Below are 19,218 nucleotides of genomic sequence, written 5' to 3' on the forward strand. Positions count from 1 at the left end.
CACTATTTAGAAGGAATAGTAATCATGACTGACGCCCATTCTATTGCACAACTCTCTGAACCAGAAGTCTCTCCTGCAGATAACCGGCAATTAACCGTTAGCTATGCAAGCCGCTATCCGGATTACAGCCGGATACCTGCCATCACTATGAAAGGACAATGGCTGGAAGCTGCCGGTTTTGCTACTGGCACAGCAGTAGATGTAAAGGTAATGGAAGGTTGTATTGTGCTCACCGCCCGGCAGGAGAGCGAATTGATGCAGTCTCTGCGCCAGGTGTGCAAGTTGTCGGCGCGGAAACAAAAGCAGGTGCAGGAGTTTATTCAGGTTATTGCCGGTAAACAGAAAGTCGTCTGAATGAAAACCCGCTCCCGACATCGCATCGGGAGCGGTTAAATATCACGAAGCGATTACCTCCACCAGCACATCTGTTGCCCAGCTCTCTTCACTGTTGGCCACGTTCCCCTCCTTACAGGCCAGCGCCATATTGCCTAACTGGAAAGAAACGTTATCGTGGAAGTCAAAGTTGTACCACTTTGATGCAAAGTTAATGCGCCAGTAGCCCATACCTTGATCAAAACGGACCTTCAGTACCTGACCATCTTCAAAGGTTAATGTCAGTTTACGGTGGTGAGGAATATCGCGCGGCGAGTCGCACACCGTCAGTTTTACTGGCCTGCCCATTGCCGCTGCAAACCACTGGTCAGAAAAATCATAAAAATCCGCTTCGCTCATCCAGTCATGGAAAGGCCGGTTACCTGGACGATCTTTAGGTTTAAACAACGTATCCAGCACCAGCTCGGCATTATTGGTGAGCTTTGTTTGCAGCGGTTTCAGTATTGCTCCCAGCAGCGCCAGCGCAACCGGGTTTTGCAGATACCGATCGGTATAGTGAACGCGGTTAATACGTGTATTGTTCATCAGCGACTGCGCTTCGTTATGGTTGTTAAACAGCATGTCCCAGAAGCGCTGTCCGAACTGCGAAAGTGGGCCATTCAGCTCTTTGCTAATCTGAATATCCTTGACCCGCTCTACAACGTTCGCGGCTTTAACCGGCAGAACAAAATCGCCCATTTCAAGCTTTTTATACCCAAGGCTGCGAACGACCAGCTCGTCATTCAGGTGCCAGCCCGGCCCCGGAATTGTTGCCTGCTTACTGCGTGAGGCCAGCGTCATTACTCGATCTGCAAAGGTGATTTGAGCAACAATCGGCAATTCTGGTTTCTGTTCGATATGGCACAGCCGCACACCCAGCGCAGTAAACTGTGAAAGCTCATGCAGTATCTCCAGGTCATCCATGCTATCGGGGATGACAAGATCAACTGCGACGTTGTCATTTACCCGATAGCTCTGGATTGCCGCACGGAACTGGCGGGCATATAAATCCCACTCATTAAACGCACCATTCGTCCACAACGTGAGCTTTTCAGCCCCTTCATTAATCGCCCGACGAATCGTATCGCCAATGGTTCCAGGACAGTATCGTGCATCTGGTAAAGATAAGGTCTCTTCAGCCGGTAAACCGACATAATACGTGAAGTCATCCCCAAGCCAGGTCAACGCTGCTTTATGATCCAGTAAATCGTGATCATGGCGAGTCTGGGAGTCGAGAAGACACTCACTGCAAGCGGAATTACAATGTCGGCAGCCCAGCTGTTTGACCATTCCCTGCAGAATGGCCTCAATATGCAACGGCGCACTGGAAGCAAAGCCTGCACCACCACTAATCACATCGTAAAGTTGAACGGCTAATACTGATTGCCCATCCTCCAGTCTGACCGGACGCAGGGCGTAGCCCAGTTCTGCAGCGGAAATACCTAACCTGCCTGACAGTGCCTGCCGCAATGCAACTGCCAGGGTCATGCCAACAATGCGTCCTTCTTCGGTGTTATCTGGGAGATATTCACCGTTTTGTGGCTTGCGCAGGATTATTTCAAACACATCCGTACGAGCCAATGCTCCCAGCGTGACGTTTTTCATAAGTGCCGTCGATCCTGAACAAACCAGGCGCTGATTCTGACTATCGCGATCTGCTTTTCCCGGGCGAGGCGGGTAATGGGCTTCCATACTTTTTGGCGCATCGTTTTCATTAAGCATCGACTCTGCGCGACCACAGCTTAAACATAACGCGTATCCATGCCCCCCACTTCCAAGGCTTTGCTGGAAAACATGCCCATCAGTACCAGAGGCCATATATCCCATTATGGGGTTAGGCAGCGGCACGGGTTCTGCTTTAACAAACACCCAAGCAGGGACAACCGGGATAAATTTCATGGTTTCGATATTGTTGGTCACTGGCGCATGCGCATCAGTCACAAATCCGGCAGGCTGCAGCACCTGACGGCGATTATTCATGATAATTTTTTCACCGCAGACGCTGTTGGTGCAACAGATCGCGCCGGTGCCACTCATCCCTTCTTCATAACCGATAGTCCCACATTTATGACAGCGCCAGGCACAATCCAGACGCTGGGCTTCATTGGTATCAGCGTTAATGTTGTGCCAATGCAGCGAGACACCTGCTGAGCGGAAGACTCGGCCATCAAGAATAATTTCTGCACCAGGCGCATATTCACGGATGGCGACACCCAGATTTCGCGAGGGAAGCCCTTTATAGCGGGAAACGTTATCTTCACGATCTTTTTTATCACGACTCTTTTGAGATTTTTCCCGGATATAGTCTTCCATGGTGAAGTTATCAAACGTCACCACATCCGTTGGGAAGCCGTACCCCGGCAGGAAAGTTCTGGCCGCTAAATCACGCAATAAATACTCGCCACAGTGCCGTTTTTTCTCTAATTCAATGCGCTTGCGGTATGGTGTTTGCGGCTGGGACTCGCGTTCTTTTGTTAAGAGGTCGCGATAAACAGATAGCCATCGCTCCTGAAGCAAAGTGATCGCATTGATTGTTTTATCGCGCAGCTGTTTGGATCTGGCGCCATGCAGCGCCGTACCTTTCACTAATCTTTCCAGTGCTGCATCGATATCAAGCACCGGCCTATCCAGCCAGACTTTGAAGCGCTCACATTTTGACTGCTCACTGTCTTCGCCGAAAAACCATAGACTGTCGAGGCTGGTTTTCTCTTTATCCGTTTCGCCAATAACGTTACACAAGAAGTCAGACAGCAATAAAGCGTTTACGTGGCGTTGAACCACACGGATGGAGTTCAGCGCTACCATTGGTGCTGGGATCAGGGTTTCAAATGGCCAAAGGGGGTTGGCGAAAACCTGCTGATCATGCGGGTTTCCTTTACAAAGCGTGTAAGAAATTGCTCGCGATTCCTTACTACGTCCAGCACGCCCGGCGCGCTGTAGATAGTTGGCCGGATGTGGTGGTACGTTGTTCATCACAACGGCGCTAATGCCGCCGATGTCTACCCCCATTTCCATGGTAGTGGAGCAGTTGAGAACGTTAAGCTGTCCGTTCTTGAACATTTTTTCATAGCTTTGCAGGCGTTCTGACGATTGCTGAGCAGAATGTTCGGCTGTGCGGTAGTAAAAACCGCCCTCAACGACACGATCGTTTATATCAGTCCAGACGTTTTCCGAACGTAATTTCGCTATTTGCGGTTCCTTGCTGACCCAGTCACGCACTTTCGCCAGTCCTGCAGCGTAATCCTCTTGCGAACGATCCATTAGCCAGATTTCAGGCATGGTGACCTTCTGTGCAATATAAGTGTCATACTGCGCCTGGGTGAGATGTTCAAAAGAAATGTGTGTGGGCAGATAAGGTGTTAAGCCTTTGAAGGCTGTATCCAGAATTTTATTGGTAACCGGGCAAATCCAGGCATCTGTGATTAATGAAAAGGTCAGATGCTCTTTTGGTAAATAAAAACGGTTGCCATCAGGCTTCAATATTGCAAGTGCCCCGGTAAGTTGAGTCCATGCTTCTTTCAGCCAGGTATTGATTATATCTATCCTTGCCGTGTTCACGGTTTTGATCCGTGTGCCAAGCATTAACAGCTTCACTAAACGATGAGAGATATTACCATTACGAATTTGGGGCCAGCGTTTGTTCTGATTATCTTCAGGATCCTTTGTGTCCGGGTTACGGACAAACTTCGATGAAAAACGGCTACCAATCCAGTTTTTCAACTCATCGTCCAATTGTGTAAAGTTACTTTCGCGAACATACAGATCCAGCGTAACTTTAAGAAAATCGTGCCAGTCATCCAGCGTCAGTCCTTGATCTTGCCAGTGTGCCGGAGTTTTATGGATTTTCTCTAGTCCATGATAACCAACCTGAACCAGCCCTTGCGTTTCCAGGCTGTTAGTTCGTTTAGGTCGACGCATGAATTCCCGAAATAGCAGCATTTCGGAAAGTTTTAGAGGGCCGCCGTTTTCATTGAATACCTCAGGCTTAAGATAGTGGTTATATTGGAGGATAGGACCGCGAATGTCGGCTTTTTCTTTTAGTTCATTAACCATCTCAGTCCAGGTTCGCGAAATCAAAATGGTCGCTGCCTTGCCTCCGGTCGCTGCCTGGAAAGCCTGTTCAAGCTGCTCTGCCTGTATTTCTGCTAGTTTTGCTTGGTCGGGTAATCCCCAGCTTCGATATTCTTCAACTTGCTCCCGTGCCTGTTTTACTCTTTCCGCTAATTTTTCGAGATCTGTATTAGCATTCGGTGTTGTTGAAGTCTGAGAGCGTTGATGCCAGCTTAGGATTTCAACCACGCTACCGCGTAGCCGGCTTCGCTCTGCTTCTTGCTGCATTCGAACAGCCATTCTCGCGGTCCCTTGCCGACTGTCGGTGAAAGTGATGAGACGGCGACCCCTTCCTGGCAAAGAATCAGGACCCACGCCTTCTTTTCCTTCTTCACTGATAAAGTCCTCACAATATTCCAGAACGGTTGGCACAATGTTAGTGACATAAAATGGCCCACCTAACAAAGCACGTCGGAACGGTTGTTTACCGCTTGCGCCTCTGTAACTACAGCCACTGACGCTACATACCTGTTCAATATCGTTAATAGTCAGCAGGATACTGTTGTTGCTTATAACACCTATATGACGCGTCTGTCGGTCAAGACGTTGAAGGGTGTAGCCCGATTCGCTGGTATTTTGTGCTGCAATAATGAGTGGAGGCTGATAACGACTCTCTTTCTCACCTTTTTCTTCATTGGCGTCATATTCAATAGGTGCTTCATCCTGTAAAGAGAATTCATCGCCACCTTTATTTTCCCACTGGACAAGTTTGCAATTTTTGTCCCGGGCCAGAAGATGTGGCTCGTTACAATCATTACAGAATGCCAGCTCGTAAACCGGGCTCCCACAATCACAGCTTTGTCTCTGGTTTACATACACATAGCCAAAAGGCCAGCCTTTTTCTAATGGTGTACCATACTTTTGGCTGCAATCTTTATCTACGCAAGCCCAGATACCTTGTGTGCTGCGCTGGAAGATATGCGCCCTGACTTTGAGAAATGCCGGTTCTTTTTCATTTGGTTGCGTACCGGAGCAGACGTCAATCCAACGCAGCACATCCTGCTGGCTGTAATTCTGTTGAGTTAGCGAATTCAGCCGCTGCGTTATCTGATCAAGCTTCATTGGATTTGGCTGAGTGACCAACATATCACGCAAGTAGCGCGCCTCGGGCGAATGCGTAAGTGCATCAAAGCGCTTTGAGCTTACACCTTTCATTTCCGTATCAGGGATTTGCTCAATTTTGTCTAACGGAAGATAAGCGTCTCTGCTTGGTTCCAGCTCTGGGATAACCCTGCTTCCGTCCAGTACGTCAATTCGTTCCTGTGGTATGCCGGATAATTCAGAAAGAAATTTTTTCAGCTGTTTTTCGGCGTCGCTACCGGCAATGGTCGCAGAGGTTGCCACAAAGCGCACATCATCAGGTGTTACGCCAAAAGCAGTCATCACGCGACGTAACTGGAGTGCCAGTTCCGCCGCCTGCGAACCGACATAGGTATGCGCTTCATCTAATACTATCCAGCGTAGTGATTTTTTTGCTTTGGATTGCTGAATGATCGGGGCGTCAATTTGACGAACCATCATATATTCAAGCATCGTGCCGTTGGTCACCAGAATCGGAGCAGGTTCTGCGCGCATTTTTTCGCGCGACAGAACTTCGTTTGGCCTTTTTACCTGCTCGCTTCTTACTGCGGCATGCAAATTTTCAGTATTTCCGTTGTAGAGGCAGTATCGGATCCCGGTACCAAAACCACGTGTCCATACGTCCAGGCGCTCACGTTGCGAATTAATTAAAGCATTGAGTGGATAGAGGAAAAGGGCTCTGACACCGACCAACGGATTGTTGCCATTTTCATTCAATTCCCGATAGAGATCTTCCAGCACCGGCACCATAAAACATTCCGTTTTGCCTGAACCTGTACCACTGGTTACCACCACTGAATGTTTTTTTTCAAGCAGAGCCTTCCAACTAGCTAACTGATGGGTAAAGGGTTTCCAGTCAGCACCAAAACGGTAGCGTCCATTATTCTGGTCATCGAGTGAATCAACGACGGCTTTACTTAACAGTGCGTTACCCTCCGTCAAGCTGCGCATCGTGTTATTGGACTCTTTCCAGCCAAACATTTGCTGGAATACCGGTGAGGAAAGAAATGAACCTGACTTTCCGCAATCGGCGCCCATTTGTTGCGCGAGATGCTCACGCAACTGCGGGTTAGTGACCCCCATAATACTTAATGTTGCTTCAGTTGAACGAGACAATGATTGTTCAATAAGTGAAGAAAAATAGCGTGTAGTCATCAATATTCCTTTTTATTTTTAGCAAGATAACGCAACAGGCTGCACTGGAAGATGGCTTTGAACCAGCGGGAATCAAAGTCCCTAACTTGTCTCAGAAAAAATACAGCTCCGGGTTTACGCTCAAATACGGTTTCAAAAGATGTATTACCACTTGCAACGGCTGCAGCAAAGACGGGTAACCAGGCAACGGAATAACGGTAATCAGCGTCAGGATTAATGCATATCACTGGTTTTTTTTGTGACGTTATCCAGCTATGCAGACGCTTGCAGCCGTAATCTGGCCAGCGAGCTTCACTGTGTTCACGTAAAAGCTCCTGATACCACTCACGAACAAAAAACTCTGGAATGGGCGGGGGGAATTGTCCGTAACTTAACCACTTCTCAATTTCGTCGGCGTATGTAGGAAAAACAAGCCCCAACCTTTGATACATACTTTTTACCAATAAATTCTGGGTTTCTTCGGGTGCACCTTTTTGGCTCAGGAATAACTTAAAACGATCGGCTGCAGCTTTGATTTCAAAAATGGGGAATAACTCCCATAAAATAGGGAACTCATTTTCAATGCGGCTCAGATACTCAGCTGACATCTCAAATTTAAACAACGACATCGCCAGTGCCTTTGGATGCTGTACCAGCGCACGCCAGACTTCAAAGGTGGCCAGTGGCAGATAGCCAAATTGGTCGTAGAGGCTACGCATAAACTGCCAGCCGGAATGAGCGGGATCGTTAGCCATCTGTTCAAGTACCAGCATTATTGTATTAACTTCAGACTGGGGCTTAAAAAGCTGGGTCGCTTTGTGCAATGAGTGGATACTACTTTCATTAACGGGTAACGAAGGTTCCCCATGTATAAAGCAGGGGCGAAATGCCATTTCTTCACCCTGTCTGGGAACAACCAACCACGGCCCATTTTTGTTAATAATTGAGCTCATTTCATATTCACCTACTGATACACCTTCGCTCAATCTTGATGATAACGGGATTACCTTCCTCTCAGGTTCACTTAATAACATGATGACAGGCGAAGGAGTTTGTCCTGTCCGATATTGGATCGACTGGCTGATAAGGAGTTCCCTTTCGTAATCATAACGTAGACTATATTTATAGCGGCGAATCTGCCAGTTCATCACAGCACCAGCGCCTTTGATTTGCATTTCTACAACCTGGTCAATTCCGCTCTCAAGAGAAAGTAAGTTTTCAATGTGCTCTTTCAGACTATATAAATTGAGTTCGACGGGGTGTTCTCCCGCTGTATAACACCATTCATGCCATGCATGTTGCCCACTTTTGGAACGTAGATGCAATTCCAATGAGAAACGTGTCGGATCGCCATTTTTACCAAACAAAAAGGCCCTGGAACCGAGTAAATCATGCAAAGTAATATTTTTATCCAGAGGGCATCCATTTGCATCAAGGGCCAGGCAACCTTTTGCTGGAAAGGGTAGGTTCACCTCTACAGGATCTGCTCCTAAATTTGGATAAATGTGCAGAGAGACAAACGCAGGAGGCATTCCTGTTGCCTTAAGTAATATTTCGGTTTGTCCTGTTGAGCGTTTGCGAGCAACCTCCAGGGATTTATCTTTTAAGGCAGACATACAGGGATGATGAGTTGAAACCACAATAGAGCCTTCATTGGCTTGCTCACCACCTTTTATCTTAATTTCAAGATCTGCCGGTAAGATGCCAATTTTTCGACGCAGTAGTGTTTCATTATGATTGTTTCTTACAGAAAGATATTGTGTTCCCATCATCTCTTGTAGCTGGCATTCATCTAACAATGTGCCATTCAGGTAACGTTTAAATTGTATATCTTCAATATCCAGGTTCTTCGCTGTAACTTTAGGTACACCAATAAATGTTTCATCAGGATGGCAATTCCAGGTCAAACGTTTACCATAAAAATCAAATTCGCTCTGTTTAGATTGTTCTCTCCCGGTGCGAATCCTGTATATTTCCTTTCCGCATATGATTACATCCTGGCGGCCTTTCACAAGCAGTGTTCTAAGTCCTGATAACAACATTGTACCTGGAGAGCCTTCGTATCCTGAAAGAGTAGTTTTTTCTTGAGGTAGGGCGATAAGAACATTACTATTATGTACACTACAAGAAGCTTGCCCTTGCAATAACCAACGTTGCTTATCATCAACAAAAGTAAGTGGTACTTCGCCAATGGCAATTTCACTTTTTTCCAGTTGTATGACACCAACTATCATTCCTCCAGTAAGCGCCACAACCGATAAAGTTGAAGAGGGTTCACGTCTTGCAAATCTCGATTCGTTTTTACGCAGGCGAACTTTGGCATAAGCGTTATCCAGGGAAGCATAGGCCGGGCCGAGACTGGCGATCTCTTCACCATCTTCATAAATGGCAATTTCAAAACGCGTCGTTGAGGGTTCACTAATAATTGGGAATAAGAGTTCATCAGGCAGCGAAACTATTGCTTGTATTTGATCGGGATAGTTTTCCAGCCAATAGAATTGACAATAAGAACTTTTATTTTTTTGTAAGCGCGATTTATTTTCTATAGAGGCACTACATAGCAACCCATTTAGAAAACGGGTGCCAGTTTCATCATCCAGTGGAATAGGGAACTCATCCCGCCATTTAGGATGTACCTTATCAAGCTGCTTCACTGGTTCAGCATAATTACTCAGGTTGTATATCAGAACCAGCGAACTAAGTTTTTTTGCTATGTGGCTAATAAGTTCTACAGATGTGTCTTCACTAAAAACAGTTGGCAGGGCTGAGTTTTCTATAATTGTTCTTACGAACGAATGTATGGATAAATTCTCCAGCTGTAAATTTTCATATTGATTTAGAATTCGGGAAAATACGGTGTTAAAATGACTATCTGATTCCTTCAGTACGCGGAATGGTAATCCCCCCTCACTGAATAATGTTCCCAGAAAATTACGGCGTTCTGACTCATAAAATCGAATTGGCCTAACCCAATATCCTTCCATGCCTTTGGGGATAATATTACTTAATTCACCCGGAGTTAATGATACTCCCAAGGTTTTATAAATGTGCTCCCATGTCCAACCGCAATTCCGCTCATAATCTCTGCGATACCATTCAGAGCAGAAAAGAACAAAACAGGCCGCGTAACCGCTATCGTCGATATTACTCTGCAATTGACCCGCTGCCCGAAGTAGCTGGGTTAAATTATTGTATTCATCGTTTGTCGCATGATACTCATAAAGTGGGCGGCCATCCGCACATCTTAATCCTCTGCGATTTAGAAAGTTACTTATCCAGGAAGTACATTTTAACCATGCAATGCTTTCTGACTGACTCAAGGTAAACTCCTAAAGGCGAGGAAAAATTTCATTAATTATACGTTAACAAAACAGATCAGAATATCCTTGGGTAATTAGGAGTGCAACCACTATTTTTAATAGGTTGAAATTGGAAAAATGTTGTATTTCTAATAATGTAGAATGGTTATTGATCGCATGCTAATTGTTTTCATCACTTACGGATTCCTAATGAAGGAAATTTAACTTAAGTAAAAATATCTATAATGATGAACGGCCTGAATTTACGATATAAAACAAGTAATAGAAATACGCAATCTAAAACTACAAAAATTGTATCATAAGTCAAAATTTAAAGACCTGTTAATTTTGTGGTGCGGTTTAACTTAATGAATTCATTGCTAATTTCTGTGTTGGTATGAAATTTTTCAAAAGAAGTTTATGAGATAAATTATACAAAAATCGATTTAACTAAAACCTGGTCCCTCGCTCAGAAAGTTCCATATGACTCTTTTTGCTCAGGCTTTGATACTGAATTCACAAGATAAGGGGAGCCTTTACTATCAACAAAAAGAATTACCCGACGGAGGACTTTTTAAAATGATGTTTGTCTGATGACATAGATATCGTTACGAAAATGGACGTTATACCCGTCATACAAGCATGTGTTAATGAACCGATTTCCGACAATTTTTTGATAACTCAAAGAAGCTTAACTGCTTAAAAAGTTTTTTTACTCAGATAGATACTAAGGGGAAGTGTTGAGGTTACAACGTGAAATGCGCCTGACTTGTTGCTAGCTATACCTCGACTTCACTGCTGACAGCAAAAATTGCTGCCTGGGTTGTCTGGTGAGGTAATGGGCCATTTTTTAACCAGGTTTGATTAACCAAAATAGTCAGCTAACCTTCTGAAATTTTTAAAGGGGCTTATAGCTTCAACCCCTTAATGAAATCATCAACAAAGGCCAGATATCTAAATTCGGCAACCGCGGGCGGGCGCATTGATGATATAAGATTGCGTTGATCTGAAATCACACTTAGGACCATTAATAATTTAAGTCCGTGATGGTGATAGCTACAATAATGCGCATGACTTTTAGCACCACAGAGAGGCTTTGAGCTATGGATAATGAAAACGGAGTGAGAGTTGTTCTTTCCCCAGTGCAGCTTGCGGCTTTGCTATCAGATAAAAGCGTTAGTGAAGGCGAGAGCCTGAGTAATAGATTGTTTGGCGGTTTAGGGCTGGCTGGCGGCGTTGTTGAGCTATTTGGTGCCGGTGCCATGTGTGTAGTACCCGAGCCTACGATGCTGACTAAAGCGGGATGTGTAATCGTCGGCACGCATGGACTGGATACTGTGCAGGCATCTACGCGGCAAATCTGGACGGGCAGAAGTACCAATACCGATACCTACAACTCTGCGGTCTCACTCGCTCAGACTCTGGGGGCTGATAAAAATACAGCTATGAAAGTGGGATTTACAGTCGATCTGGCAATTCCGCTGGCATTTTCTTTTGCTATAGGCGCCCAGCGTGTCATTGCGATACGCAGTGGTCGCATCAAGCTTGCTGAACATGAATCTCCTCCGGGCACTAATGCGGCTGGACATGCTATTGAAAGACACATAGGCAAAACTGCAGAAGAGTTATTTGAGCGGCTTGAAAAATCCCCAAGATTGAAGTCATCGAGCAGCTTTAAAAGTACCCGGGATGCTGAAATACTTATCTCTAAGATTTTAAGGGACAATAAGAATAGCATTACGATGTGGGTAAAGAATGTTCCCGAAGGTCTGAAAGCTAAAACAGTGTTAGATGGTAGCTTTGCTCGCCAGACAGGCATTTCAGTTTCCAGAGGAATAACAGAAGTGAAAGCCTGCTATAGGGTCCGTATAATACTTAAATTCGAGTATTGGAACGGTAAGCCCTTTTTCATCCTTACTGCTTACCCGATGGTATAATTATGAAAAACATTAACATAGCCGGACTTGATAGCCTTATTGCCATCTATTTTGGACAAGACTATGACCTGTTCGGTAGTGGTGAAAGTGTAGATGCTCAAATCAACGCATGGATTGCAGATTCCACCGCTGCTTCCCGACATGGCTTGATTGATGATATTGAGCAGTTTATGAGGGAATGTGACATCCTGGAGGAGGACTTCGAAAGCCGCTATGGCGCGGAATTTTCTACAGAATTATGGGAAACTACGCCTGCAGAATTCCTGATGCTTTTGAAGCAAAAGGTTAGTGCATCTCTTTCTTAAGGCTGAATGCTGATTTGCCATTCGGCTAAACGCTCCCCAATATGAACCCTTGTTGATGAGGTTGTACCTGCATTGAGTCGCCTGACCGGACGCCATCCGCTGAACGGGAAATTATTGTGGCGATGCCGGTCTCTGCCGCTGGTCATCACGCTGCTGCTGACAGGATGCGCCCGCTCTGACGCGCTGTGGACGGTAACGCAGGACCTCTGCATGAACAACTATCACTATCGTCGCGATCCGGCTCCCTGCCAGCAAATCTATCTGCCGCAGCACAGCACGCAGGGCTACAGCATCATCCAGAATCCTCGCCACAGGCTGCACTTTATTCTGGTGCCCACGGTGGCGATGTCCGGCATTGAGAGCATTGCGCTGTCGCGCCCCGGACGTCCCGACTATTTCGGCTACGCCTGGTTAATGCGCTATCGTCTGATGGCGGCCTATGGCGCTGAAGTGCCTGAGGATCGGCTCGGTATGGCGCTGAATTCCGCTTATGGCCGCAGCCAGAATCAACTACATATTCATCTGACCTGCCTGCGGGAAGATGTCTATCGCCAGCTTCAGGCCGAGCGCCCCTATATTAATAATGACTGGCGACCCTTGCCCGACCGCTTGCTGAATCACACCTACTATGCCCGTCGCGTTATGCAGCCGACGGCGATGGGGATTTATCCTGTCTCCTCCGTAGCGCGCCATTTCCGGCTGTCCCCGCCGCAGCTGGCAGAGTCTGGTGTGGCGCTCATCCCGGCGACGTTTTCGGGAGAAAAAGGATTTATCCTGCTAACTACCCGGCGCGGCTGGGATAAGGGTAATCGGGCGTCCGTTGAGTCGCTGCTGGATAAACGCTGCGCTATTCTTTCAACGCCGCCAGCTGACGTTTCAGCTGGGGAGTAACTCAACCTTATCACCCTTAATCCTCCACCGACACAGCCACTCTGCTGTAATCAAATGCTCTGCCAGCAAGAACCCGACTGACGAGGACGATCGCCCGTGCATCGGTTTCGTAAACATTGAATCAGGTTCGTGTCCACCCAATATAGTGAGATCGCATAGTCATTTATCAGACCAGTCCATAGGTGACAATAAGTGCGAAACAAACCTCAGGATGCTGCCCGCAAAATAAGCTCTGATGTTTTTATAGACAAACCCATGCTAGACTTAATAAAAATTATTAACTGTTATTAAAAGAGGTGATCTCTATGGGTTCTCTTACAAAACAGACCATTAGCGCACAGATACCCACCGATTTGGCTAATGCTGTAGAAAATCTGGCTGTGGAGCTGGATCGTTCTAAAAGCTGGATCATCAAGGAAGCGTTGACCACTATGCTGGCTGAAAGGGAACGGCGTCATCAGAGCATTCAGGCTGGTCTTGCCGATGTAGATGCCGGGCGTGTAGTAAGTCACTCGGACCTTGTTGAATTTGGTAATCGTTTAAAGAAAACCTGATAAATGGAAATTTACTGGACGCTTAAAGTTCAGGATGACCTGGAACGCATCTACCGTTTTGCTCTTCAGTACAGCCGCCAGCATGCTGATGATGTCTTAGACCGCCTGATAACCGGCAGTGCTGGCCTCAAGGCACACCCAGCAATCGGCATACAGCGGGTTCGATATGAACCTCGGGAAGTTCGAAAGGTGATACTGGATGACTACGAGATTCACTACGAACTTCGTGATAATGCCATCTACATCGTGGATCTCTGGCATACAAAAGAAGAGCGATGAGCAGATCTCTTTTCATTGATGGCTGTTGCTTACTGACCTGATACTTATTTAAAGCTCACTTCTCAAAACCCAAAAAAGACACCGATCCATCAGTGCCTTTCCCATACTCAACTCACAAATCAATCCCCCACCAGCCCCTTACCGATACAACGCCGCTTTCCCCACCGAACTAAACAGCGCCATCTTAGCCGCGACCACTTCACTTGCCGCCTGCATCGGTTTAACAAACAGAGCATTAGGCTCGTGCCCGCCCTGTTTTAATTCCTGCTCCAGCGCCACGAAGAACGCCTTCTTCATATCACTGGAAATATTGATTTTACCGACGCCATAACGAATTGATTCCGCGACCTCACTGTCTTTGTTGCCCGAACCGCCATGCAGTACATGTGGAATATTAATTAATAGTAAGCTTGTTACAAGCTTGTCATTTATACATGGTTGTTGAGCTATAACATCTCTGTTACTCTCAGGTTAAATAATAAGCCATAAACGCATATTAATTACATCTGTTAAGTGACTTATTGCTAACATAATCATCCTATTTATTTAAATCAGACTTTCTCCAGGAAAAATTATTGCTCATTTTCTTTTCACCAGCGTAGGATAAGCGCACAAAGGATTATAGATGCAAGGATTATCAATGGCTCTACATGGAAAGTTTGTTATTAATGATGCTGACTACTCACCGTTATCCTTTCCGGGTGTGGGAACGTTTTTAGCGTTCTCTGGCAATGGTGCTTATCGTAATCGTGGTGCCTGTGGAATGATTCCTAAAGAGGGGCCTGTACCAGCGGGTAAATACTGGATTGTTGACCGTCCTGAGGGAGGCCTCCGATCACAACTAAATGCCGGTGTAAGGGATATTTATAATCATTTTGCCAGCGGTGCTACGTTCAGGCATTCCGAATGGTTTGCAATATGGCGGGATGATTGGGCAATTGATGATTACACCTGGGTTGATAGCGTTAAGCGTGGTAACTTTCGTTTGCACCCCGGCGTTCTTTCTGAGGGTTGTATCACACTTCCGCATGATTCTGATTTTTCCCTGTTACGCAATGCATTATTAAGGACCCAGAAAATAGAGGTTCCTTGTATGAGGAAGTTAAAGGCCTATGGAACGATTGAGGTAATTGCCAATGGCAAAACATGTCCTTAGTCTCTTTATAAAATTAGCGCTCTTTACTGTGATTATGCTGTTCGTTGCTAAAGAAGTTCCCTATGATGGATTAGTTGACTCTATAACAGTCTTATTTGATTTCCAAAGCGCTCTGAACGTTACCCATTTCATTCTGGGTGAACCTGACTTAGAGGCCTGGGAGTCGTTGCGAGATTACTTTTCTATTTTAATTAATACTCTAATCAGCATTCCGGTTATGAGTGCGATTATCACCCTTTTTAACGGCCTTACTCACAAAGTGAACCCATCTTGCCTCCCTAAAGAGTGGGCTTTCTCTACCGTGCGACGATTGATAAAAATAATCATTTTTGTAATGCTGCTTTGGTTATTCGTCCGCTTTGTACCTTACCAGGCTGTTTTTCCGGACATAGAAAAATTTTCAGATGTTGCTATGGCTGCACTTATGGCTTTCAACCTGATTTTAGCCCTTTTCTGCTATTACTTTATTATGAAGAAATGCACATTCAAAAGGAGTTTGTAAAATGCCTATTCCAGCTTACATGTGGCTTAAAGATGACGGCGGTGCAGATATTAAGGGATCTGTAGACGTTCAGGATCGTGATGGTTCTATCGAAATTGTTGGCTTCAGTCACGGTTTAAATATTCCAGTGGATAGTGCCAACGGTAAAATCACCGGCAAGCGATCACACTCTCCCATTATGATTGAAAAAGAGTTTGATAGCGCCAGCCCATACTTATACAAAGCCGTTGCTACTGGTCAGACGCTGAAAAGTGCGGAGATTCGCTGGTATCGCATTAACAATGCCGGGCAAGAGGAATGCTATTTTGTTATGACTATCGAAGGGGTGAAGGTGACTGGCATTAATCCGGGGATGCCAAATGCTAAAATGGCAGGAAACTCGCAGATCAACCATATGGAAAGCCTTTCCCTGATGTACGACAAAATCACCTGGCGTTACGTTGATGGTAATGTGCAGTATACGGATGACTGGAATGTTCGGTCCTGAGATTAAAATCCTGTTTCCTGTGGTATAGCTAAGTTCTCCCTGGCAGTGAAGCACTAATTAAAACGTTACCGGGGTGTAATGGGGGATTTAGTGACGACCTCCATGCATGCTCGAAAAACGTTACGACCGCGTTATCCGGTTGTACAACATCTAAAAAAGGCACCTATTCATCGGTGCCTTTTCCCAGCCTCCCTGGCAGTCTTCAAGCCACCATCCACGCCACACAACCCCTTACCGATACAACGCCGCTTTCCCAACCGAACTAAATAGCGCCATCTTCGCCGCGACCACTTCACTTGCCGCCTGCATCGGTTTAACAAAGAGGGAATTAGGCTCGTGACCCCCAAGCTTCAGCTCCTGTTCCAGCGCCACGAAGAACGCCTTCTTCATATCGCTGGAGATATTGATTTTACCGACGCCATAACGGATCGACTCCGCGACCTCGCTGTCTTTGTTGCCCGAACCACCATGCAGCACCAGCGGAATATCAACCACCTTACGGATCTGCTGCAGGCGCTCGATATCCAGCTTCGGCTGCTTCCCTTTGGGGTAGAGACCATGCGAAGTGCCGATGGCGACCGCCAGCGTGTCGGTGCCGGTCTCGCGCACAAAGGTCTCGGCCTGCTGCGGATCGGTATAGAGAATCTCGTTACTGCCGCCTTCGCCGCTGCCTTCTGCCACGCCGATGGTGCCCAGCTCCGCTTCCACAGAGACATTAATCGTGTGCGCTATCTCGACAATCTTCTTCGTCAGCGCAATGTTCTGCTCAAAAGGGTGAGACGAGGCGTCAATCATCACCGAGGTAAAACCGGCGTAGATCGCCTTCATCACCTCTTCCAGCGAGCGGCCATGGTCCAGATGGATCACCACCGGCACGCGCGCCTGAATCGCCAGCGTCCGCAGATAGCCAATAAATTCCGGGCCGGTGAAGGCCATCTCTTCAGGATGGATCTCCAGAATCAGCGGTGAATCCAGTCGCTCGGCAGTCTCAACCGCCACACGTCCAAACTCCGCGCTGGCGATGTTAAACGCGCCAACGCCAAACTGATGCTGTCGGGCAACGCTGAGCAGATCTTTCATGTTGTAAAGCATAGGTTTTATCCTTGTTTTGCAGGAACGGAGATATCTTTTTTCAGGAACAGCAGGATCAGCGCTGTTAGCAAACTACCTGCGGCAATCGCAAACAGATAACCCATGACATTGCTGATCACGTTAGGAATGAAGATGACGAAAATGCCGCCGTGCGGAGCGCGGGAAGCGCAGCCCAGCATCATTGAGAGGGCGCCCGCTAATCCGGAACCCGCCACGATGGCCGGGATGACCCGCAGCGGATCGGCGACCGCGTAGGGGATCGCGCCTTCGGTAATGAATGACAGGCCGAGGATGTAGGTGACCTTGCCGGTCTCACGCTCCTGCTCGGTAAACTTGCGGCGGAAGAGAGTGGTTGCCAGCGCGATGCCCAGCGGTGGCACCATGCCCGCAGCCATACAGGCGGCAATCGGTCCGTAAACCCCGCTCGACATCAGGCCAATCGCAAACATACAGACGGTTTTATTCAGCGGGCCGCCCATATCAAAGGCCACCATCATGCCGAACAGCAGGCCGAGGATTGCCGCGTTGGTGTTACCCAGCGAACTGAGGAAGCCGGTCAGCCAGCCGAGCAGCATTTTGATCGGCTCACCAATCAGCAGCGCCATCAGTGCGCCGGTCAGCAGCACGCTTAACAGAGGCACGATTAAAATAGGTTTCAGCCCGGCGACCGCTTTGGGCAGATGGATATGGTTATTGATCAGCAGCGTGATGTATCCGGCCAGGAAGCCGGCAATCAGCGCGCCGAGAAAGCCGGAGCCGGTGTGGATCGCCATCATCCCACCCACGGCGCCCGCCACGATGCCCGCTTTGCCGCTGACAGACTGGCTGATCCCCAGCGCCAGAATCGGTAGCATCAGGGCAAAGGCGGAACCGCCACCGATGTCAGAGAGCATCTTCGCTATCGGGCTGAAGTTCGCGTCCCCTGGTGTGGCCGCCGTAATCCCGAATGAAAAACTCAGCGCGATCAGAATGCCGCCCGCCACCACAAACGGGATCATCAGGTTCACGCCGGTGATCAGGTGCACATAAATCTCTGAAATCCAGGAACGGGAACCCGACGTCTCACGGGCACTGTTAGCCGGTTCCGATGCACTGGCCTGCGGAGCGGAGTTGGCCAGCCTGGGAGCCAGCTCGCCGTTAACAATGGCGTTTAACAGGCCTTCAGCATCCTTCGCGGCGCGGGTAACAGGCACCTCAATCACGTTTTTATGCTGGAAGCGCGCCATCTCAACTTTTTTATCTGCGGCGATTAACACTATGTCGGCCTGATGAATATCGTCTTCGCTGAAAATATATTCGCTTTCAATTGCGCCCTGGGTTTCAACTAATACATTCAGGCCCAGTTTTTTAGCCGCTTTTTTTAAATTACTTTCGGCAAGGTAGGTGTGGGCGACGCCTGTAGGACAGGCGGTAATGGCAATAATGTTCATAAATGTTCTCCAGTGAAAATTTTATATTTATGTTTTTCGGTCTGAAGGGATGGCTACAACCTGGAATACCTCCTTTATTTTTTATTGCATGCTGCTCTCCGGTTTATTCAGGCTCCCGATCGGGATAACAGTAAATGAAACATCTCTTCGCGATGCGGGACATTAAGTAATTGCTCGACAACATCCTCATCGCCTAACGCAATGGATATTTTGGCGAGCATTTTGATATGGCCCACATCTTTATCGGACTCTTTTACCGCGAACAGAATCACCAGCCGGACTTTGGTGCCGTCGATGGTCTCCCACGGAATATCCTGGCGTAAACGACCCACGGCAATGCGGGTTTTGGCGACGGCGGCAGATTTGCCGTGCGGAATAGCAATATGATTTTCAAATCCGGTGGAGCCTAATTCCTCACGCAGATAAACATCTTTCAGGAAAGCGGCTTTATCAGTGACGGCCCCGGTCTGGCAGAGCAGATCGGTCAGTTGAGAAATAATCTGCTCTTTGGTCTGGCAATCGACATCGAGAATAATGCACTCTTCTTTTAATACTTCGTTAATAGCCACGGCTGTCGTCATTTTGCTTCT

At 47.2% G+C, this 19,218-nt stretch carries 15 protein-coding genes; 9 read left to right on the forward strand and 6 right to left on the reverse strand.

Features of this window, described 5'->3' with window-relative positions; all coding sequences use genetic code 11:
• Positions 1-24: 24 nt before the first annotated feature.
• Positions 25-354: an endoribonuclease SymE gene (symE, locus tag ACMGGP_RS01340; protein ID WP_031593698.1), complete on the forward strand. Its 330-nt coding sequence runs from the start codon at positions 25-27 to the stop codon at positions 352-354.
• A 42-nt stretch (positions 355-396) separates the two neighbouring features.
• On the opposite strand, the gene ACMGGP_RS01345 is transcribed toward symE, so the two are convergent.
• The gene (locus ACMGGP_RS01345; RefSeq protein WP_029519470.1) at positions 397-6,717 is read right to left on the reverse strand and encodes a DEAD/DEAH box helicase; all 6,321 of its coding nucleotides are present in this window, start codon (positions 6,715-6,717) and stop codon (positions 397-399) included.
• Positions 6,717-10,016: an STY4851/ECs_5259 family protein gene (locus tag ACMGGP_RS01350; protein ID WP_498798066.1), complete on the reverse strand. Its 3,300-nt coding sequence runs from the start codon at positions 10,014-10,016 to the stop codon at positions 6,717-6,719. Before ACMGGP_RS01350 ends, ACMGGP_RS01345 begins: the two co-directional genes overlap by 1 nt.
• A gap of 1,082 nt (positions 10,017-11,098) precedes the next feature.
• Between ACMGGP_RS01350 and ACMGGP_RS01355 the strand changes: the two genes are divergently transcribed.
• The 5 genes from ACMGGP_RS01355 to ACMGGP_RS01375 all read left to right on the forward strand — a co-directional run bounded on the left by ACMGGP_RS01355 (position 11,099) and on the right by ACMGGP_RS01375 (position 13,961).
• The gene (locus ACMGGP_RS01355) at positions 11,099-11,932 is read left to right on the forward strand and encodes an RNase A-like domain-containing protein (protein WP_010671747.1); all 834 of its coding nucleotides are present in this window, start codon (positions 11,099-11,101) and stop codon (positions 11,930-11,932) included.
• Between the two features lie 2 nt (positions 11,933-11,934).
• Positions 11,935-12,237: a contact-dependent growth inhibition system immunity protein gene (locus ACMGGP_RS01360; protein ID WP_010671746.1), complete on the forward strand. Its 303-nt coding sequence runs from the start codon at positions 11,935-11,937 to the stop codon at positions 12,235-12,237.
• A gap of 72 nt (positions 12,238-12,309) precedes the next feature.
• Positions 12,310-13,128 carry a CDP-diacylglycerol pyrophosphatase gene (locus ACMGGP_RS01365; protein ID WP_191917293.1) on the forward strand — a complete coding sequence of 273 codons (819 nt, stop codon included), beginning with the start codon at positions 12,310-12,312 and terminating at the stop codon, positions 13,126-13,128.
• A gap of 305 nt (positions 13,129-13,433) precedes the next feature.
• On the forward strand, positions 13,434-13,682 hold the full coding sequence (locus ACMGGP_RS01370) for a CopG family ribbon-helix-helix protein (protein WP_207254254.1): 249 nt from the start codon (positions 13,434-13,436) through the stop codon (positions 13,680-13,682).
• Between the two features lie 3 nt (positions 13,683-13,685).
• Positions 13,686-13,961 carry a type II toxin-antitoxin system RelE/ParE family toxin gene (locus tag ACMGGP_RS01375; protein WP_346555103.1) on the forward strand — a complete coding sequence of 92 codons (276 nt, stop codon included), beginning with the start codon at positions 13,686-13,688 and terminating at the stop codon, positions 13,959-13,961.
• Between the two features lie 138 nt (positions 13,962-14,099).
• On the opposite strand, the gene ACMGGP_RS01380 is transcribed toward ACMGGP_RS01375, so the two are convergent.
• A complete protein-coding gene (locus tag ACMGGP_RS01380) occupies positions 14,100-14,411 on the reverse strand; it encodes a class II fructose-bisphosphate aldolase (RefSeq protein WP_498798708.1) in 312 nt (103 codons plus the stop codon).
• A gap of 175 nt (positions 14,412-14,586) precedes the next feature.
• Here ACMGGP_RS01380 and ACMGGP_RS01385 point away from each other — a divergent pair, with 175 nt between their 5' ends.
• From ACMGGP_RS01385 to ACMGGP_RS01395, 3 genes are read left to right on the forward strand one after another with little or no spacing between them, the layout of a single operon-like run.
• Positions 14,587-15,117 carry a DUF2778 domain-containing protein gene (locus tag ACMGGP_RS01385; RefSeq protein WP_498798067.1) on the forward strand — a complete coding sequence of 177 codons (531 nt, stop codon included), beginning with the start codon at positions 14,587-14,589 and terminating at the stop codon, positions 15,115-15,117.
• Positions 15,098-15,619 (forward strand): hypothetical protein, encoded by a 522-nt coding sequence (locus ACMGGP_RS01390; protein ID WP_045140810.1) that lies wholly within the window; start codon positions 15,098-15,100, stop codon positions 15,617-15,619. Before ACMGGP_RS01385 ends, ACMGGP_RS01390 begins: the two co-directional genes overlap by 20 nt.
• Before the next feature lies 1 nt (position 15,620).
• Positions 15,621-16,106: an Hcp family type VI secretion system effector gene (locus ACMGGP_RS01395; protein ID WP_045140809.1), complete on the forward strand. Its 486-nt coding sequence runs from the start codon at positions 15,621-15,623 to the stop codon at positions 16,104-16,106.
• A gap of 231 nt (positions 16,107-16,337) precedes the next feature.
• Here the strand turns inward: ACMGGP_RS01395 and ACMGGP_RS01400 are convergent, their stop codons facing one another.
• The 3 genes from ACMGGP_RS01400 to ACMGGP_RS01410 all read right to left on the reverse strand — a co-directional run bounded on the left by ACMGGP_RS01400 (position 16,338) and on the right by ACMGGP_RS01410 (position 19,209).
• Positions 16,338-17,198 (reverse strand): ketose-bisphosphate aldolase, encoded by an 861-nt coding sequence (locus ACMGGP_RS01400; protein WP_010671740.1) that lies wholly within the window; start codon positions 17,196-17,198, stop codon positions 16,338-16,340.
• A 5-nt stretch (positions 17,199-17,203) separates the two neighbouring features.
• Positions 17,204-18,628, reverse strand: a complete 1,425-nt coding sequence (locus ACMGGP_RS01405) for a PTS fructose transporter subunit IIC (RefSeq protein ID WP_498798068.1) — start codon at positions 18,626-18,628, stop codon at positions 17,204-17,206.
• A gap of 107 nt (positions 18,629-18,735) precedes the next feature.
• On the reverse strand, positions 18,736-19,209 hold the full coding sequence (locus ACMGGP_RS01410; protein WP_022625347.1) for a PTS sugar transporter subunit IIA: 474 nt from the start codon (positions 19,207-19,209) through the stop codon (positions 18,736-18,738).
• Positions 19,210-19,218: the final 9 nt, after the last annotated feature.

The organism is Curtobacterium sp. BNK-1 (genome assembly GCF_048685235.1).
Lineage (GTDB): Bacteria > Pseudomonadota > Gammaproteobacteria > Enterobacterales > Enterobacteriaceae > Pantoea > Pantoea agglomerans.